This window comes from Devosia sp. P2_G7 (genome assembly GCF_056403495.1).
On sequence record NZ_JBFUFI010000004.1, the window covers coordinates 166,143 to 182,946 of the forward strand.

Here is a 16,804-nt window from a genome sequence, read left to right on the forward strand (position 1 = left end):
TCCGTTCAAGTGTAGATACACGGGCAGCGCCGGAACCGGCCCGCCTAAAGGGAAATCAAACGGCGGCAAGCCGCTTCAGCGTCTTCAGTGTGTCGTCGAAGCCATCGGCGCCGAGTTCCTCGCGGATCTCCGCCTGCGCCTTGCGCCACAGCGGCAGCAAATCGTTGACCAGGGCCTGCCCTTTGTCGGTCAGCCCGCAGATCCGGCCGTTGCCGTGCTCCGCCGCCCGCGAACTGATCAGCCCCATCTTCTCCAGCCGGTCGAGGTTGCGCGTCAGCGTTGTGCGCTCGAACCCACGAGCCTCGGCAAGCTCGCTCACCGTCTGCTCGCCCGCCGCCACGATCGTCCCCAACAACGAGAACTGCGTCGACGTAATCCCGAATGGCCGAGCATAGGCATCATAGCGCCGGGTTATTGCCCGCGCCGCCATCCGGCTGTTCGAAACCATGCACTGGGTGAAATCATCCATGGGCGGATAGATAGTGTGTATATGCACGGTGTCAACTGATCCGGAAATCCGCACCGACTTATCCCCGTGCTCCTCACCCATGCGATCCTCTTCCCGTCACCCACACGGGCGCGGTCGCGTACGGACGGCTGGTGGGGCGACTTCGGTGCCGGGGGAGCCGTCTCCTGGCGGCCGCGGCTATGGGCACCCGTCCACCGTTTCCGTGCTTGGCGCACGGCGTGCGAACGCTTCCTCATGGTCCCCGCAAAAACTCCGAACAGTTCCGGCGTGGCGACGGCCTTCATATTGCGGACTACCCGCGTGGTCGAAGCCACGCCGGAACCGCCCGACCACCTCAAATCCTGGAACCGAAAGGCCGCCGGGCGCTTCCGCTCGGCCGATTTCATGCTATTAGCCCCCGCATCATATTTTCCGCGCCGCTGAGGAGCTTACGCATGGCCAAGATCAAAGTTGCCAACCCGGTCGTCGATCTCGACGGCGACGAGATGACCCGCATCATCTGGCAGGCGATCAAGGACAAGCTGATCCTCCCCTACCTCGATCTCGACATCGAGTATTACGACCTCTCGGTGCAGAACCGCGACGCCACCAACGACCAGGTGACCGTCGATGCCGCCAACGCCATCAAGAAGCACGGCGTCGGCATCAAGTGCGCCACCATCACCCCCGACGAGCAGCGCGTCGAAGAGTTCAAGCTCAAGAAGATGTGGAAGTCGCCCAACGGCACGATCCGCAACATCCTCGGCGGCGTGATCTTCCGCGAGCCGATCATCTGCTCGAACGTGCCGCGCCTCGTCCCCGGCTGGACCCAGCCGATCATCGTCGGCCGTCACGCCTTCGGCGACCAGTACCGGGCCACCGATTTCACCTTCCCGGGCAAGGGCACGCTGACCATCAAGTTCACCGGCGACGACGGCAAGGTCATCGAGCACGAAGTGTTCCAGTCCCCCGGCGCCGGCGTCGCCATGGCGATGTACAACCTCGACGAGTCGATCCGCGATTTCGCGCACGCCTCGTTCAACTACGCCATCAACCGCAAGGTCCCCTGCTACCTCTCGACCAAGAACACCATCCTCAAGGCCTATGACGGGCGCTTCAAGGACATCTTCCAGGAGATCTTCGAGAGCGACTACAAGGCCAAGTTCGACGAGCTGAAGATCTGGTACGAGCACCGCCTGATCGACGACATGGTCGCCTCGGCGCTGAAGTGGTCCGGCGGCTATGTCTGGGCCTGCAAGAACTACGACGGCGACGTGCAGTCCGATATCGTGGCCCAGGGCTTCGGCTCGCTCGGCCTGATGACCTCGGTGCTGATGACCCCCGATGGCAAGATCGTCGAGGCCGAGGCCGCCCACGGCACCGTCACCCGCCACTACCGCCAGCACCAGCAGGGCAAGGAGACCTCGACCAACTCCATCGCCTCGATCTTCGCCTGGACGCGCGGCCTGCAGCACCGCGCCAAGCTCGACAACAATGCCGAACTGGCGAAGTTTGCGCTGACCCTCGAGAAGGTCTGCGTCGACACTGTCGAAGCGGGCCAGATGACTAAGGATCTCGCCCTGCTGGTCGGCCCGGACCAGAAATGGCTCTCGACCCTCGGCTTCCTCGACGCCATCGACGCCAACCTGCAGAAGGCCATGGCTGCCTGATCGGCGCCTGCGAAGCGACGATGACCAACCCAGCTCCGATCGTCGTCGCCAGTGCCGTCGATCGGAACTTCCTGCCCATGATCGAGGTCGTCGCGACCTCGATCGCCGCCACGGTAAAGACCGACCGTCCGGTTGAGTATCACGTGCTCTACATGGGCCCGGCTACCCGCCTGAGCCGGCGTCTCCGGGGCTGGCAACGTGGTGCCGTAACGATCCACCTGCACCCTTTCGCAAATCCCTGGGACCGCTTCGGCCGGGTGAGCGGTCTTCCGCCTTCGACGCTTGGCAGGTTCTCGCTGCCGGAAGTGCTGGCCGACAAATCCCGGGTCATCTACCTCGACAGCGACGTGGTCGTTGAAGCCGACCTTGCGGACCTCTTTGATGCTCCCCTCGATGGCAGGCCGGTCGGCGCCGTCATCGACCGCCACGTGATCGAGGAGGCCCTGAAGCCGGTTGCTGGCAAGGATCGGCACCGTGCCGATTTCTTTGCGTATCTGACAGACTTCCTCGAACTCGAAACCGAGCAGCAGATACGCGACTATCGTCAGGGCGGCGTCCTGCTGATGGACCTGGACGCAATGCGCGCGATGAACTTCGCTACCCAGATGGGCCAGGTGCTCGAGCAGAAGGCGCACGGTCTGCGCTATGCCGATCAGTGCGCGATCAACCACCTGCTGTCCGGCCAGATGGCAGTGCTTGATCCTCGCTGGAATGTGCTGGCGCACAGTATGACGCCGGACGAGTCAGTCTCTGTCCTCCCCGGTTTCGAAGACTATGTCGCCTTGCAATGGAGCCAGCCCTTCATTGTCCATTTCGCCGGCAAGAAACCGTGGCTCAGGCGGCGGATACCCGGCGCCGAGCTGTGGTGGCGGCGCGCCCGGGAGTCAGGTCGCGGTACACAATTCTACCTTGGTTATGTCCAGGAACGCGTGAAGCGACTCGTCGACCTCTCCAAGCGCAAGCTCTTGGGTACCTAGATAATTCCTGGTTGCGCCCGTGGTCCCGAACGGTCCGCTCCACCTCACCAAATTGTGCAGAGAAACTAACTCCCCTGTCGTCCGGCAAAGATATGCTCCGGTCAACGAGGGCAGGTGCGATGGCTGCAGGTACCAAAGACGATCCGTGGTTGCTCAAGACTCCACCCGGTTCGAGCGATATCACGCTCTATCGTGCGCCCGACGCGGTGCCGCCGGCGCTTGTCTGCGTCGCCGGGGGCACCGAACTCCGCTACCAGCTTCGCGCCATCGAAGACCTCCACGCCATGCTGAAACAGCACGGGGACTGGATGGAACTCGGCAACGCTGATGAACAGAAGGACGCCAGGCCCGGCACCGTGGAGGCTTGGGCCCGCTCACCCGACAATCCGGTCGGCGGCTGGTATGGGCTGAAGAAGGGCTTTCGCGGGCGTTTCGCCAACTACGTCACCCCGGTCCTCGAGGCCCTCGGACTGGTCGAACTGGAACACGGACCGCGCAACAACCGGGTGCGTGCAATCTAGTACGACTGCTCCAAATAGAGACGAAATAATTAGCCGATGCGACCTTGGCGCCCATCGACGCCCCGATAAGCGCGTCGTATACGATCTGCCATACCAGCCGCGTCCCTCCCCCGTTTGGATATCCGAAGATGCCCTCCGGCGTCGCTTTTTCGCTCATTGCCTATCTGCTCTATTCCTGCTGCGACGCGATCATCAAAGGGTTCGGTACGAGCCTGTCGGTCTTCGAGATCGCCTTCTGGACGGCGCTGTTTTCCTTCCTTCCGGCCATCTTCACCAAGCCCAAGGGCGAGCACTGGCGGCAGTTCCACCACATGCGCCATCCGTGGCTGGTGCAGCTGCGCAGTGTCACCGGCGTCATCGGCAACCTCTGCATCATCTACGCCTTCACCCACATCCCGCTGGCCGAGGCCTATTCGATCGCCTTCCTCGCGCCGATCTTCGTGGTGGCGCTGTCGAGGACCATCCTCAAGGAAGACGTCACCTGGCAGCGCTGGCTGTTCCTCGGCGCCAGCTTCCTCGGCGTGCTCTTGGTGGTGCGGCCCGGCTTCCGCGACCTGCAACTGGGTCACCTGCTCGCCCTCGGCGCGGCGCTGATGGGCGGCATTACCACCACGACGCTGCGCAAGGTCGCGCCGGTCGAAAAGCGCGTCAGCCTGCTCGGCTGGCCGCTCGGGTACATCGTCCTGGTCAACGGCATCCTGATGCTGCCGACCTTCCACTGGCCGACGTGGGAAGAGTTCGCCCTGCTGCTGGCCATCGGCGCGCTCGGCGGCACCGGCAACATCTTGTTCATCGCCGCCACCCGCCGCGCCCCGGTCAGCCAGATCGCGCCGGCGCAGTACAGCCAGATCGCCTGGGCGGTGGTCTTCGGCGCCATCTTCTTCCACGAGTTCCCCGACACCGTCGCCTATTGCGGCCTCGTGGTCGTGGCCTTCGGCGGCATCCTCAACGTGATGTCCGACGAGACCCGTATCCGCATCTTCTCCCGCCTGTCGGTGTTCGGTCCGGCCAGCGCCATCTCCGAAGTCAGTGCGCCACTGGGTGAGGATGCCAACCTGCCGCGCCGCAGCGACGCCGACGAGGCGCCGGCGACGGGCAAGTAGATGTTGCGCAGCCTCACGCCCGCCTCGCTCGGGGTGCTTTGCGCCCTCATCGCCTATGGCGTCTATTCCACCGCCGACGCCATGATCAAAGGCCTGGGCGCCGACCTCAGCGTGTTCGAGATCGGCCTCTTCACCACCGTGTTTTCGATCATCCCGGCGCTGTTTTCCAAGCCCAAGGCCGAACGCTGGCGCGACACGTTCAAGTTCAAGCGCCCCTGGCTCCTGGTGCTCATTGCCGTCTGCCGCACGGCGAGCTCCATGCTGATCACCTATTCATTCGTCACCATCCCGTTGGCCGAGGCTTACTGCCTCGTCTTCCTGATCCCGGTGACGACCACCATCCTCTCGGTGTTCATCCTGGGCGAACGGGTCGCGCTCGATCGCTGGGCACTGGTGATCATCAGCTTTCTCGGCGTGCTGCTGGTGGTGCGTCCGGGCTTCCGCGAGCTAGAACTCGGCCACCTCACGGCGCTCGGCTGCGCCGTGAGCGCGGCCATTTCCGTCACCGCCATGCGGCTCATCTCGGGCGAGGAGCGCAAGGTCAGCCTGTTCGCGCTGCCCGGCCTCTTCACGCTCGCCGCCAACGCCATCGGGCTGGTGATCTTCGGCTTCGTCTGGCCCGGTTGGATGCTGCTCGGCGCGCTCCTGATCTGCGGCATTCTCGGCGGGATTGGCTACCTGCTGCAGATCGCCGCCGTGTCGCTCGCGCCGGCTAGCCGCGTCGCGCCGATGCAGTATAGCCAGGTGGTGTGGGCGCTGCTGTTCGGCGCGCTGTTCTTCGCCGAAGTGCCCGATGCGCTCGGGCTGGCGGGGCTCGGCGTCGTGGTTGCCGCCGGGCTCGCCAATGTGTTCAGCGATGGGGCACGGGCCCGCATCGCCGGCCGCTGGGCCGAGTATCGGGCGCGCCGGGACAACCCGTCGCCCGATACCTTCAAGGGCCCGGGACCGGACCCCGTCTAGAGCGCCGCGCGCACCGCAGCGATCGCCGCGTCGGCCTTGCCGCCATCCGGGCCGCCGCCCTGCGCCATGTCGGGGCGGCCGCCGCCGCCCTGCCCGCCGAGTGCCACGGTGGCGAACTTCACCAGTTCGCCCGCCGCATACTTCCCGGTCAGGTCGTCGGTGACGCCAACGGCAACGGTGCCGCGGCCGTCTTCGCCCTTCAGCACAACCGTAACCACGCCCGAACCGATCCGCTTCTTTTCGGTATCGACGAGGCCCTTCACGTCCTTGGGCGAAATACCCTCGACGGCACGGCCGACAAAGGTGATGCCGTTGACGCTATCATCGGCTGCCGGGGCGCTGGCGCCCTGCCCGCCACCTAAGGCCAGCTTCTTGTTGGCATCGCTCAGCGCCCGCTCGGCCTTCTTGAAGTTGTCCTGCAGCGTCTCGATGCGCTCGAGCACTTCATGTGGGCCGGAGCGCAGCAGGTTCGCTGCGGTCTCGACGATCCGCACATTGTCGTTGCCGCGATGCCGCGCTGCCTTGCCGGTGACCGCCTCGATGCGGCGGACGCCGGCGGCGACGCCGCCTTCGGCCACTACCGAAATCAGCCCGATATCACCGGTGCGGCGCGCATGGGTGCCGCCGCAGAGTTCCACCGACCACCCGAGCCCGTTGCCCGTGGGGAGGCCCATCGACACGACGCGCACTTCGTCGCCGTACTTCTCGCCGAACAGCGCCCGGGCGCCCGACGACTTGGCGTCTTCGACGCTCATCAGCCGGGTTTCGACCGGAGTGTTCTGCAGCACGATATCGTTGGCGATGTCCTCGATCTCGGCAAGTTCCTGCGGCGAGATCGCCTTGGTGTGGACGAAGTCGAAACGCAGGCGGTCAGGCGCGACCAGCGAGCCGCGCTGCGCCACGTGATCGCCGAGCACGATGCGGAGCGCCTCGTGCAGCAGGTGTGTAGCCGAGTGGTTGGCGCGGATCGCTGTGCGGCGCCCATGGTCGACATGCAGCGCCAGGCCGAGGCCGCGCTTCAGCGTGCCCTCGTCGACCTTCACATGGTGCGCGAACACGCCGTGATGCTTGGTGGTCTCGGTGACGGTCACCGCCACGCCATCAGCAACGAGCCGGCCGGTGTCGCCAACCTGGCCGCCACTCTCGCCGTAGAACGGCGTCTGGTTGAGCACGACGAAGCCTTCGTCGCCGGCCTTGAGGCTGTCGACTTCCTTGCCGTCCTTGACCAGGGAGACGATTTCGCCTTCCGCGTCCTCGGTTTCGTAGCCGAGGAACTCCGACGGGCCGACCTTGTCGGCGATCGAGAACCACACCAGGTCGGTCGCGGCTTCGCCTGAACCGGCCCAGCTCTTCCGGGCCTCAGCCTTCTGCGCGGCCATCGCGGCATCGAAGCCGACGGTGTCGACGCTGATGCCACGGGTACGCAGCGCGTCCTGCGTCAGGTCGAGCGGGAAGCCGAACGTGTCGTAGAGCTTGAACGCGGTGCCGCCGGCCAGCACGCCGCCTTCGCCGAGGTCCTTGGTCTCGTCGGCGAGAATCTGCAGGCCGCGGCCGAGCGTCTTGAGGAACCGGTTCTCCTCGAGCTCGACGGTCTCGGTGATCATCGCCTCGCCGCGCACCAGCTCGGGATAGGCCTGGCCCATCTCGCGCACCAGCGTCGGCACGATCTTGTGGATCACCGGCTCGCTGGCGCCGAGCAGCGTCGCATGACGCATGGCACGGCGCATGATGCGGCGCAGCACATAACCGCGGCCCTCGTTCGAGGGCAGCACGCCTTCGGCGATCAGGAAGCTCATCGAGCGCAGGTGGTCGGCAATGACGCGGAGGCTCGCATTGCTGCTCTCGCCATTGAAGCCGATGGCCTGCTGCGCCGACGAAATCAGCGCCTTGAACAGGTCGATCTCATAATTGTTGTTGGTGCCCTGCATCACCGCGGCGACGCGCTCGAGCCCGGCGCCGGTATCGATCGAGGGACGCGGCAGCCCGGTGCGGGAGCCGTCAGCAGCCTGCTCGAACTGCATGAACACGAGGTTCCAGATCTCGACGAAGCGGTCGCCGTCTTCCTCGGGCGAGCCCGGGGGGCCGCCCCAGTACTTGTCGCCGTGGTCGTAGAAGATCTCCGAGCACGGGCCGCACGGGCCGGTATCGCCCATCTGCCAGAAGTTCGACTTGGCGCCGAGCCGCACGATGCGCTCCTCGGGCAGCCCGGAGATCTTCTTCCAGAGCGCCATCGCCTCGTCGTCGTCCTGGTAGATCGTCGCGGTCAGCTTCTCCTTGGGCAGGCCCCACTCCTTGGTCAAGAGGTTCCAGGCCAGCTCGATCGCGTGCTCCTTGAAGTAGTCGCCGAACGAGAAGTTGCCGAGCATCTCGAAGAAGGTGTGGTGCCGCGCGGTGAACCCGACATTGTCGAGGTCATTGTGCTTGCCGCCGGCACGCACGCATTTCTGCGAGGTGGTCGCCGTCGAATACGGGCGCTTCTCGACGCCGGTGAAGACGTTCTTGAACTGCACCATGCCGGCATTGGTGAACATCAGGGTCGGGTCATTCCGCGGCACCAGCGGGCTCGAGGCAACTTCCTCGTGACCGTTCTTGGCAAAGTAGCCCAAGAAGCTCGACCGGATATCGTTCACGCTCGTCATGACGGGTCTCTTACAGACAAATGGCGAGGCCGCGGCCCCGCCAAGAACAACAGGAAAGGCCTTCTATCGCGGGGGTCGCGGTTGTGTCCAGCGCAGGGGTTGCAGGATGCCACATATTGGCGGCCGAAGCCGCTTCAGCCATGCCCGCTTCCGCCACCGGCCGTCATCCCCGGCGAAAGCCGGGACCCAATGCTCCGGCCGTTCCACTCGCGCTGATCTGTCCCCTTGCTGTGATGGACCGACGCGGCCCGTGCCAACCCAGCCGTCCGAGCAGTGGGTCCCGGCTTTCGCCGGGGATGACGGCTGGTGGGTGGGTGAGATTGGGACACGAGTAGGGTCTAGCGGACGGCCCGTGGGTAGGCGGCAATGAGGCCAGTCCCAAATGAAGAAGGGCGCCACCTGGGCGCCCTTGAACTCGTTGTGCAACGGGAACCGATCACGCCTCGCCGTCGTCAGCCTCATCGCCTTCGGGGCCGGCCAGGAGGGCTTCGGCCAGGACGCCTGAGCTTTCGCGGACGCCTTTTTCGATCTGGTCGGCGATCTGCGGGTTGTCCTTGAGGAACTGGCGGGAGTTCTCGCGCCCCTGCCCCAGCCGCTGGCTGTCGTAGGAGAACCAGGCGCCGGACTTCTCGACGAGGCCCGACTTCACGCCGAGATCGAGCAGTTCGCCAGTTTTCGAGATGCCTTCACCATACATGATGTCGAATTCGACCTGGCGGAACGGCGGGGCAAGCTTGTTCTTGACCACCTTGACGCGGGTCTGGTTGCCGATGACTTCCTCTCGCTCCTTGATCGCGCCGATGCGGCGGATGTCGAGGCGGACCGAGGAATAGAACTTCAGCGCGTTGCCGCCCGTCGTGGTCTCGGGCGAGCCGTACATCACGCCGATCTTCATGCGGATCTGGTTGATGAAGATCACCATGGCCTTCGACTTCGAGATCGAGCCGGTAAGCTTGCGCATCGCCTGGCTCATCAGGCGGGCCTGCAGGCCCGGCATCGAATCGCCCATCTCGCCTTCGAGTTCGGCCTTCGGCGTCAGCGCGGCAACCGAGTCGACCACCAGAACGTCCACCGCGCCGGAGCGCACCAGCGTATCGGCGATTTCCAGCGCCTGCTCGCCGGTATCGGGCTGCGAGATCAGCAGTTCGTCGACCTTCACCCCAAGCTTGCGGGCGTAGATCGGGTCGAGCGCATGCTCGGCGTCGATGAACGCGGCGATGCCGCCCTTCTTCTGGGCCTCGGCTACCACGTGCAGCGCCAGTGTCGTCTTGCCCGAGCTTTCCGGCCCGAACACTTCAACGATACGACCCTTGGGCAGCCCGCCAATGCCGAGCGCAATATCGAGCCCGAGCGAACCGGTGGAAATCGCTTCGACCTGGGCAATGGCGCCCTCGCCGAAACGCATCACCGTGCCCTTGCCGAAATTCCGCTCGATCTGGCTCAGCGCTGCAGCCAGCGCCTTGTCCTTATCCATCGATCCCTCAATAACCCGCAGTGGCGTCACAGCAGCAGCCATAACCATCTCCCCTTATTCCACTTCGGTTCGCGCCGCGCAAACCGATATCTGTCCATCTAATGTACGCAGTTTGTTCTCATTTCGTTTCCAAAACGTCAAGGGGGTAAATTCGTTGTGCCTTACGCACCGATGCAGCCCGATTCGCGCCGTACGCCCCCTGGGCATCCGCAAGTGCGATCTACATCCAAAATCCAAATGCAATCGTCCGGCGCTCGCGCTATAGGGCGGCAACGAAAACCGAGAGAATGGGCTTCATGCATCTCATCCAGTTCGAGGACGACAAGGGCGCCCGGGCCGTCGGCGCTACCGAAGGCGGCGTGACCAGCGTCGTGACCGGAGCTACCAGCGTCTATGCGCTGGCCAGCGAAGCCGCCGAACGCGGCCTGTCGCTGCGCGCCGTGGTGATCGAGAAAGGCCTTGGCGCCAAGCTCGATCGCGAAGCGCTCGCCAAGGAAGGCCGGCTGCTGGCCCCTGTCGACCATCCCGATCCGGCGCACCTCTATGTCACCGGCACGGGCCTCACCCATCTCGGCTCGGCCTCGACCCGCGACGCCATGCACAAGTCGAACCAGCAGCAGGCCGAGGCGCCACTGACGGATTCGATGAAGATGTTCCGCATGGGCCTCGAGGGCGGCAAGCCCAAGCCGGGCGAGACCGGCGTGCAGCCGGAGTGGTTCTACAAGGGTAACGGCTATGTCGTGGCGGCGCCCGGCAAGCCCATCCCCTCGCCTGCCTTCGCCAAGGACGCCGGCGAAGAGCCGGAGATCGCCGGCATCTACTATATCGGCAAGGACGGCACGCCCTTCCGGCTCGGCTTTGCCCTCGGCAACGAGTTCTCCGACCATGTCACCGAGCGGGTGAACTACCTGTTCCTCGCGCATTCCAAGCTCCGCTGGTGCTCGTTCGGGCCGGAGCTGCGCGTCGGCGAGCTGCCGCGGAACGTCTCAGGCATGTCGCGCATCCTGCGCGACGGCAAGGTGGTGTGGGAAAAGCCGTTCCTCTCGGGTGAGGACAACATGAGCCACACCATCGCCAACCTCGAGTACCACCACTTCAAGTACGACCTGTTCCGCCAGCCGGGCGATATCCATGTCCACATGTTCGGCACCGCGACGCTGAGCTTTGCCGACGGCATCAAGACCGAACCCGGCGACGTGTTCGAGATCGAGGAAGCCCAGTTCGGTCTGCCGCTGCGCAACGCGGTGGCCTGGAACAAGGACCGGCCGGTGGAAATCCGCCAGCTCTAGGCGGCCCGACCGCCGATCGATGACTGCTTCAGAGCCGGGCCCAGTGCCCGGCTCTTGCATATCGGCAACTTTTCCACAGCGTGCACATTTCGGCCCCCTCACCGCCCAGATTGGCGGGCGAGGTTGGGCACGTGTTCCCTGCGGCTTTTGACGCAAATCTTATCGATCGGCCTCAGCCGGGGTTAGCGCCAAGCGGGAACACTGCCGTCGCGGTGCAAAAGGGAGGCATTCGCGTCCACTCCACTAGTTGCGAAAGGTACTCCCCAATGATCACCGTTTCCGCCTCGACCTCTGCGGCCGAGCTGCAGGCCATTGTCAACTCAGCACCAGCCGGCGAAACCATCCTGCTGGGCGCCGGCACCTTCGAGTTCGACCAGACCGTCGTCATCAACCGCGACGACATCACGGTGATGGGCACCGGATCGGGGGCGACGACCATCGACCTCGTCGGCAATGCCCGGGCCGGCGGCGCCTTCCAGGTGGGCGGCGTCATCGACGTGCCGAGCTACTCGGGCGCGTTCTCGCTGAGCGAGGCGGCGAGCAAAGGCTCGATGTACCTGCATATGGACGATGCGTCCGCGCTGCAGACCGGCGATCACCTGTGGATCGAGCTCGAGAACACCGACGCTTATCTCGACTCGATCGGCGACACCCAGTGGCGCGAAGACAAGCCGCTGCGTACGTCGATGGTCGAGGTCGCCTCGGTCAACGGCAACACCGTGCGGCTCACCAACGGGCTTGCCTTCGATTTCTCCACCATTGCCTCGGTGCAGAAGATCGAGGTGGCGGAGAACGTCAAGCTCGGCGGCTTCACCGTCCAATCCGGGTTAGCCGAACAAGACCCGGGCAATTTCAACAACGTCTCGTCGGCCTTCGATCGCTCGAACGTCATCTCGCTGTCAGCCACCAGCCACGTAAAGCTGTTCGACATCGACATCGAGAACGCCCCCTCCAACGGCTTCACTTTCTCGCAATCGATCTTCCTCGATGCCTCGAATCTGTCGGTCGATGGCGCGGTGAACAAGGGGGATGGCGGCAACGGTTATGCCTTCCAGCTCAAGGCGCTCTACGACAGCGGTCTGGTCGGACTCGAGGCCTTCGACACCCGCCATGCCCTGCTGTTCGCCAGTTGGACCAGCGAGGCCAACAATTCCATCCAGGTGCGCGAGACCAACCGCGACATCAACTTCCACGGCGGCGACGACCATGACAACGTGGTCGAGGTGCTGAGCTCGGTACGTACGGCCCTCGAAGCCACGTACCTTTCGCCGACGCTGTTCGTGAACGACGAGGGCACCAGCTACGGTGCCCCCACCGACCGCGACGCCAACACCGTGACCTTCGCCAACGTCGCGGGTACGACCAAGGCCGAGATCATCGTCGCGGACGATTCCGGCGTCGAGTTCCATGCCAATTCCGGAGCCGACACGCTGATCGGCGGCGCCGGCTGCGACCGCCTGTACGCCGACAAGGGCGACGACCTGGTGGTTGCTTCGAAGGGCAACGACCTCATCGACGGTGGCCTCGGCACGGACGTCCTGTCCTACGCCGGCGATCGCGACGATTACACGCTCACCCGCGACCTCTCGGGCCGTTTCGTGGTCCACAAGGTCGGCGGCAGCTACGACATCATCGGCGGCATCGAGGCCTTTCGCTTCGCCGACGGCACCGTCGCCACGTCGACCCTCACCGACCTGCCGACCACCTATTTCGGCACCGACGACGCCGACCGGATCGTCATCAGTTCCGTCCACGACGTGGTGCTGTCCGGCGCCGGATATGACCGTATCATCTCCGCCAATACCTACGTCCTTGGCGCAGAGAACGAGGCGCTGGAGCTGACCGGCACCCGCGACGTCAACGGCTTCGGCAACGCGCTCAACAACAGCTTCACCGGCAACGACGCGGCCAACGAGCTCTTCGGTTTCGGCGGCAATGACCGCTTCTTCGGCCGTGCCGGGAACGACTACCTGTCGGGCGGCGATGGCGATGACGACCTCTACGGCCAGACCGGCAACGACCGGCTGTTCGGCGGCGACGGCATCGACCTGCTCAATGGGGGCTCGGGCGCTGACACATTCGTGTTCTCGGCCGGCCACGACACGGTCGAGGACTTCTCGCTCAAGTCTGGCGACCGGCTGGATATCGGGCTGACGGGCTTCTCGTCGCCTGCTGCGTTCCTCTCGGCATTCCGCGAGGCCGCGGCCAGTGGCGGCGACACCTATGACAGCCTCGGCATCGACGTCGACGGCAGTGGTTATCACGTCGAGATCCGCGTCGCCGATGCCCACGGCGATGCGCTCGCCATGGGGCTCAACGGCGCCACGCTCGATTCCCTTCTGGCATCGTCGGACTGGATCGTCTGACGCTGCCTCTCAATTCAGCACCGGACGCCCCAAGTCCCGGCTGCTGAAAATTGCGGCACCAACCCCGCAATACCTAAGCCCCGGAACCCCCGTGTTCCGGGGTTTTTTCATTCCCACCCAATCCCGGATATGCCGTTTCAGCATGGCTGCTATCCGAGGGCGCCGGTTCATGCATGGCTCCCGGGCACAGAGACTCCACTGCACTCGCCCAACCGGGCAGCGACGAGGTATCGAAATGTCGAACGGCGCCCGGCGCGAAAGCGTCGTCCGCGCCCTCCTGAGGCGCACCGGGTTCCCGCTGCTGGCGCTCGGCATCGTCAGCCTCTGCACCAACCTCCTGGTGCTGACCGGACCGCTGTTCATGCTGCAGGTCTATGACCGCGTGCTGGCCAGCCGCTCCGTGCCGACGCTGGTGGCGCTGTTTGCGCTGGTCGCCGGGGTCTACGCCTTCCTCGCCCTGCTGGACCTCTTGCGCTCGCGCATGGCCTCGCGCTTTGCCGGCGCACTGGAGGCCTCGGTGGCCCCCGATGTGTTTCGCGCCTCGCTGCGAGCCGGACTGACGCCGTTGGGCGTAGCGCGCCCCGATGCCGTGCGCGATCTCGATAGCATCCGGCAGTACGTCGGCGGGTCCGGTCCGCTGGCGTTGTTCGATTTGCCGTGGCTGCCGGTCTACCTGCTGATCGTCTTCCTGTTCCACCCTGCGTTGGGCTGGCTGGCGACGGGCGGCGCGTTGGTGGCGACCACGCTGCTGTTGATCAACGAGCGGCTCTCCGGGCGGCCGACGGCCGAGACCGCGGCGGCGCTGACCCGGCGCCAGTCGCTGGGCGAAGATGCCCGCGCCAACGCCGAACCCGTGTTCGCCATGGGCATGCTCGACGACCTGACGGAGCGTTGGCGGACCCGGTCAGAGGCGCTGTCGGCGGTACAGAACCGGGCCGGCGATGTCGGCGCGCTCTACTCATCGGTAACGAAATCGTTCCGCTTTCTACTGCAATCGGCCGTACTAGCTCTGGGCGCCTACCTCGTGATCCGCGGCGAGCTTTCGGCGGGGCTGATGATCGCTGCCTCGATCGTCACCTCGCGAGCCCTGGCGCCGGTTGAACAGGTGGTCGCGCAATGGCGTGGCCTCGCAGCCGCCCGTCAGGCCTTGCAGCGGACAGAAGTGCTGCTGGCGGCGCAGCCGGCGGAAGCGCCCCGCCTGAGCCTGCCCGACCCCCAATTCACCCTGCAGGTCCGCCAGTTCGCCACTGGACCAGTGTTGCAGGGACCTCCCCTCATCTCCGGCGTCAACTTCACCCTCGCGGCAGGTGAGGCGATGGGCGTGCTCGGCCTTTCCGGTTCGGGCAAGACCTCGCTGGCGCGTGGATTGGTCGGCATCTGGCCGGTGCTGCAGGGCGAGGTGCGGCTCGATGGCTCGGAACTGGCCCACTACGACCCGATGCAGATTGGCCGGCGGATCGGTTACCTGCCGCAGAGCGTGGGGCTGTTCGACGGCAGCGTTGCCGAGAACATCGCCCGGTTCCGGCCGGATGCCGACAGCGACGGCGTGCTGAAGGCGGCGCGGCTTGCCGGTGTGCACGAACTGATCACCGGCCTGCCCGATGGCTACGACACCCGTATCGGGGCTCGCGGCGCGGCTCTTTCCGCTGGCCAGCGCCAGCGCATCGGCCTCGCCCGGGCGCTCTACGGCGATCCGTTCCTCCTGGTGCTGGACGAGCCGAACGCCAACCTCGATTTCGCCGGCGACACCGCCCTGACCAATGCACTCACGGCGGCCAAGCATCGGGGTGCGGTGGTGATCGTCATCGCTCACCGGCCGAGCGCCATCGCCGTCTGCGACAAGCTGATCTACGTGGTGAATGGGCGGCAGAGCGCCTTCGGCAGCAAGGACGAAGTGCTGCGGCAGGTCACCGCCCCTGCCCCACGCATCGAGGAGGTGCGGGTCCATGGCTGACCCGATCCGCAGCCTCCGGCGCCACGCCCTTGCCGGCCTCGGCGCCATCGCGCTGTTCATCGGCGCGCTTGGCGGTTGGGCCGGCACCACCGAGATCGCCGGCGCGGTAATCGCGCAGGGCACCGTGGTGCCGCTTGAAGGTACCAAGCGCGTGCAGCATCCCGAAGGCGGCGTGGTGGCGGCGATCCTTGTGAAGGACGGCGACCCGGTGACCGCGGGACAGCTGTTGCTGCAGCTCGACAGCACGACGGTCTCCGCCAACCTCGCGGTGATCGTCTCGCAATTGAGCGCCGCCTTTGCCCTGGAAGCGCGGCTGACCGCCGAGAGTATTGGCAACGACCACCTGACGCTTCCCGCCAGCCTCGATAGCTGGCCGGATCGCGCGACCCTCGACCAACTGCTCGCCGCGCAGGAGGGACTGCGCCAGAGCCGTGCCGATGCGCAGGCCGGGCTCGCCACGCAACTCGAGGAGCAGATCGGGCAGCTCGGCGAGCAGATCGTCGGGCTGGAGGCGCAGCAGGCCGCGGTTGCTCGGCAGGTCGCCATCCTCTCCGACGAAGTCGGCGACTCCGAGACGCTGTTCAAGGATGGGCTCGTCGAGGCGAGCCGGCTGAACAGCTCGAAGCGCGAGCTGGCGCGGCTCGAAGGCGAGGCCGGCAACCTCACCGCCGAGATCGCTTCGGCGCGAACCGCCATTGCCGGCAGCCGCGCCAAGATCGCCGAAAACACTGCCACCTTCCGCGCCGGCGTGCTGGAAGACCTGCGCGCCGTCAGCCTGCAGATCGCCGAGCTGCTGCAACAGAAGATCGCCGCCGAGGACCGGCTGGCGAAGCTCGAGATCCGGGCGCCGCAGGCCGGCATCGTGCACGAGTCGATCGTCCGCACGGTGGGCGGCGTGGTGTCGGCGGGCGAGACGCTGATGCAGGTGGTGCCGCGCTCCGACCGCCTCGCGCTGGAGGCGCGCGTCTCGCCGCTCGATGTCGACAAGCTGACGGTGGGCCAGGCGGCATCGGTGCGGCTGGTCGGGCTGGACGCGCGGACGACGCCGGAACTCGCCGCCAGCGTCGAATCCATTTCCCCCGATCTGTCGCGCGACCCGACGACGGGCGTCGCCTATTTCTCGATCCGCCTGAAGCTCGCGGAATCCGAACTGGCCCGCCTGCCGCACCAGCAACACCTCGTGCCCGGCATGCCGGCGGAGGCGTTTTTGCGCACCGCGGACCGCACGGTGCTGTCGTACCTGCTGGGGCCCCTGGCGGCGCAACTGAGCCATGCCTTTCGGGAGGACTGAGGAGCATCGCCCCTCATCTCCCCTTGATGGAAAGGTTCCCCCTTGCCCTAAGCCCTTTGGCTGGTTTACCCGATGCCACTAACATGTCAGTGTCCGCCGCCGTTGGGCCCAG

Annotated in this window: 12 protein-coding genes; 9 read left to right on the forward strand and 3 right to left on the reverse strand. The window is 65.5% G+C overall.

Annotated features, from left to right (window positions below; all coding sequences use genetic code 11):
* Window positions 1–55 precede the first annotated feature (55 nt).
* Entirely contained in the window at window positions 56–496 is a 441-nt protein-coding gene (locus AC1DWU_RS08755; RefSeq protein ID WP_477149587.1) for a MarR family winged helix-turn-helix transcriptional regulator, read from the reverse strand.
* A 407-nt stretch (window positions 497–903) separates the two neighbouring features.
* Here AC1DWU_RS08755 and AC1DWU_RS08760 point away from each other — a divergent pair, with 407 nt between their 5' ends.
* The 5 genes from AC1DWU_RS08760 to AC1DWU_RS08780 all read left to right on the forward strand — a co-directional run bounded on the left by AC1DWU_RS08760 (window position 904) and on the right by AC1DWU_RS08780 (window position 5,679).
* Complete coding sequence (locus AC1DWU_RS08760; protein ID WP_477149588.1) at window positions 904–2,118, forward strand: NADP-dependent isocitrate dehydrogenase; 1,215 nt, start codon at window positions 904–906, stop codon at window positions 2,116–2,118.
* A 20-nt stretch (window positions 2,119–2,138) separates the two neighbouring features.
* A complete protein-coding gene (locus AC1DWU_RS08765; RefSeq protein WP_477149589.1) occupies window positions 2,139–3,095 on the forward strand; it encodes a glycosyltransferase family 8 protein in 957 nt (318 codons plus the stop codon).
* 119 nt (window positions 3,096–3,214) lie between these two features.
* Entirely contained in the window at window positions 3,215–3,616 is a 402-nt protein-coding gene (locus AC1DWU_RS08770) for a DUF6855 family protein (RefSeq protein WP_477149590.1), read from the forward strand.
* 128 nt (window positions 3,617–3,744) lie between these two features.
* Window positions 3,745–4,719 carry a DMT family transporter gene (locus AC1DWU_RS08775; protein ID WP_477149591.1) on the forward strand — a complete coding sequence of 325 codons (975 nt, stop codon included), beginning with the start codon at window positions 3,745–3,747 and terminating at the stop codon, window positions 4,717–4,719.
* Window positions 4,720–5,679 carry a DMT family transporter gene (locus AC1DWU_RS08780; RefSeq protein WP_477149592.1) on the forward strand — a complete coding sequence of 320 codons (960 nt, stop codon included), beginning with the start codon at window positions 4,720–4,722 and terminating at the stop codon, window positions 5,677–5,679. It begins immediately after the preceding gene.
* Here the strand turns inward: AC1DWU_RS08780 and alaS are convergent.
* On the reverse strand, window positions 5,676–8,318 hold the full coding sequence (gene alaS, locus AC1DWU_RS08785; protein WP_477149593.1) for an alanine--tRNA ligase: 2,643 nt from the start codon (window positions 8,316–8,318) through the stop codon (window positions 5,676–5,678). The two genes, AC1DWU_RS08780 and alaS, sit on opposite strands and share 4 nt — an antisense overlap.
* Window positions 8,319–8,754: 436 nt before the next feature.
* The gene (gene recA, locus AC1DWU_RS08790; protein WP_477149594.1) at window positions 8,755–9,792 is read right to left on the reverse strand and encodes a recombinase RecA; all 1,038 of its coding nucleotides are present in this window, start codon (window positions 9,790–9,792) and stop codon (window positions 8,755–8,757) included.
* Between the two features lie 296 nt (window positions 9,793–10,088).
* On the opposite strand from recA, the gene araD1 reads away from it, so the two are divergent.
* The 4 genes from araD1 to AC1DWU_RS08810 all read left to right on the forward strand — a co-directional run bounded on the left by araD1 (window position 10,089) and on the right by AC1DWU_RS08810 (window position 16,692).
* Window positions 10,089–11,081 carry an AraD1 family protein gene (araD1, locus tag AC1DWU_RS08795; RefSeq protein WP_477149595.1) on the forward strand — a complete coding sequence of 331 codons (993 nt, stop codon included), beginning with the start codon at window positions 10,089–10,091 and terminating at the stop codon, window positions 11,079–11,081.
* A gap of 266 nt (window positions 11,082–11,347) precedes the next feature.
* Window positions 11,348–13,447 carry a calcium-binding protein gene (locus AC1DWU_RS08800; protein ID WP_477149596.1) on the forward strand — a complete coding sequence of 700 codons (2,100 nt, stop codon included), beginning with the start codon at window positions 11,348–11,350 and terminating at the stop codon, window positions 13,445–13,447.
* A gap of 235 nt (window positions 13,448–13,682) precedes the next feature.
* A complete protein-coding gene (locus AC1DWU_RS08805) occupies window positions 13,683–15,401 on the forward strand; it encodes a type I secretion system permease/ATPase (protein ID WP_477149597.1) in 1,719 nt (572 codons plus the stop codon).
* Complete coding sequence (locus AC1DWU_RS08810; RefSeq protein ID WP_477149598.1) at window positions 15,394–16,692, forward strand: HlyD family type I secretion periplasmic adaptor subunit; 1,299 nt, start codon at window positions 15,394–15,396, stop codon at window positions 16,690–16,692. The genes AC1DWU_RS08805 and AC1DWU_RS08810 overlap by 8 nt, the downstream gene beginning before the upstream one ends.
* Window positions 16,693–16,804 lie beyond the last annotated feature (112 nt).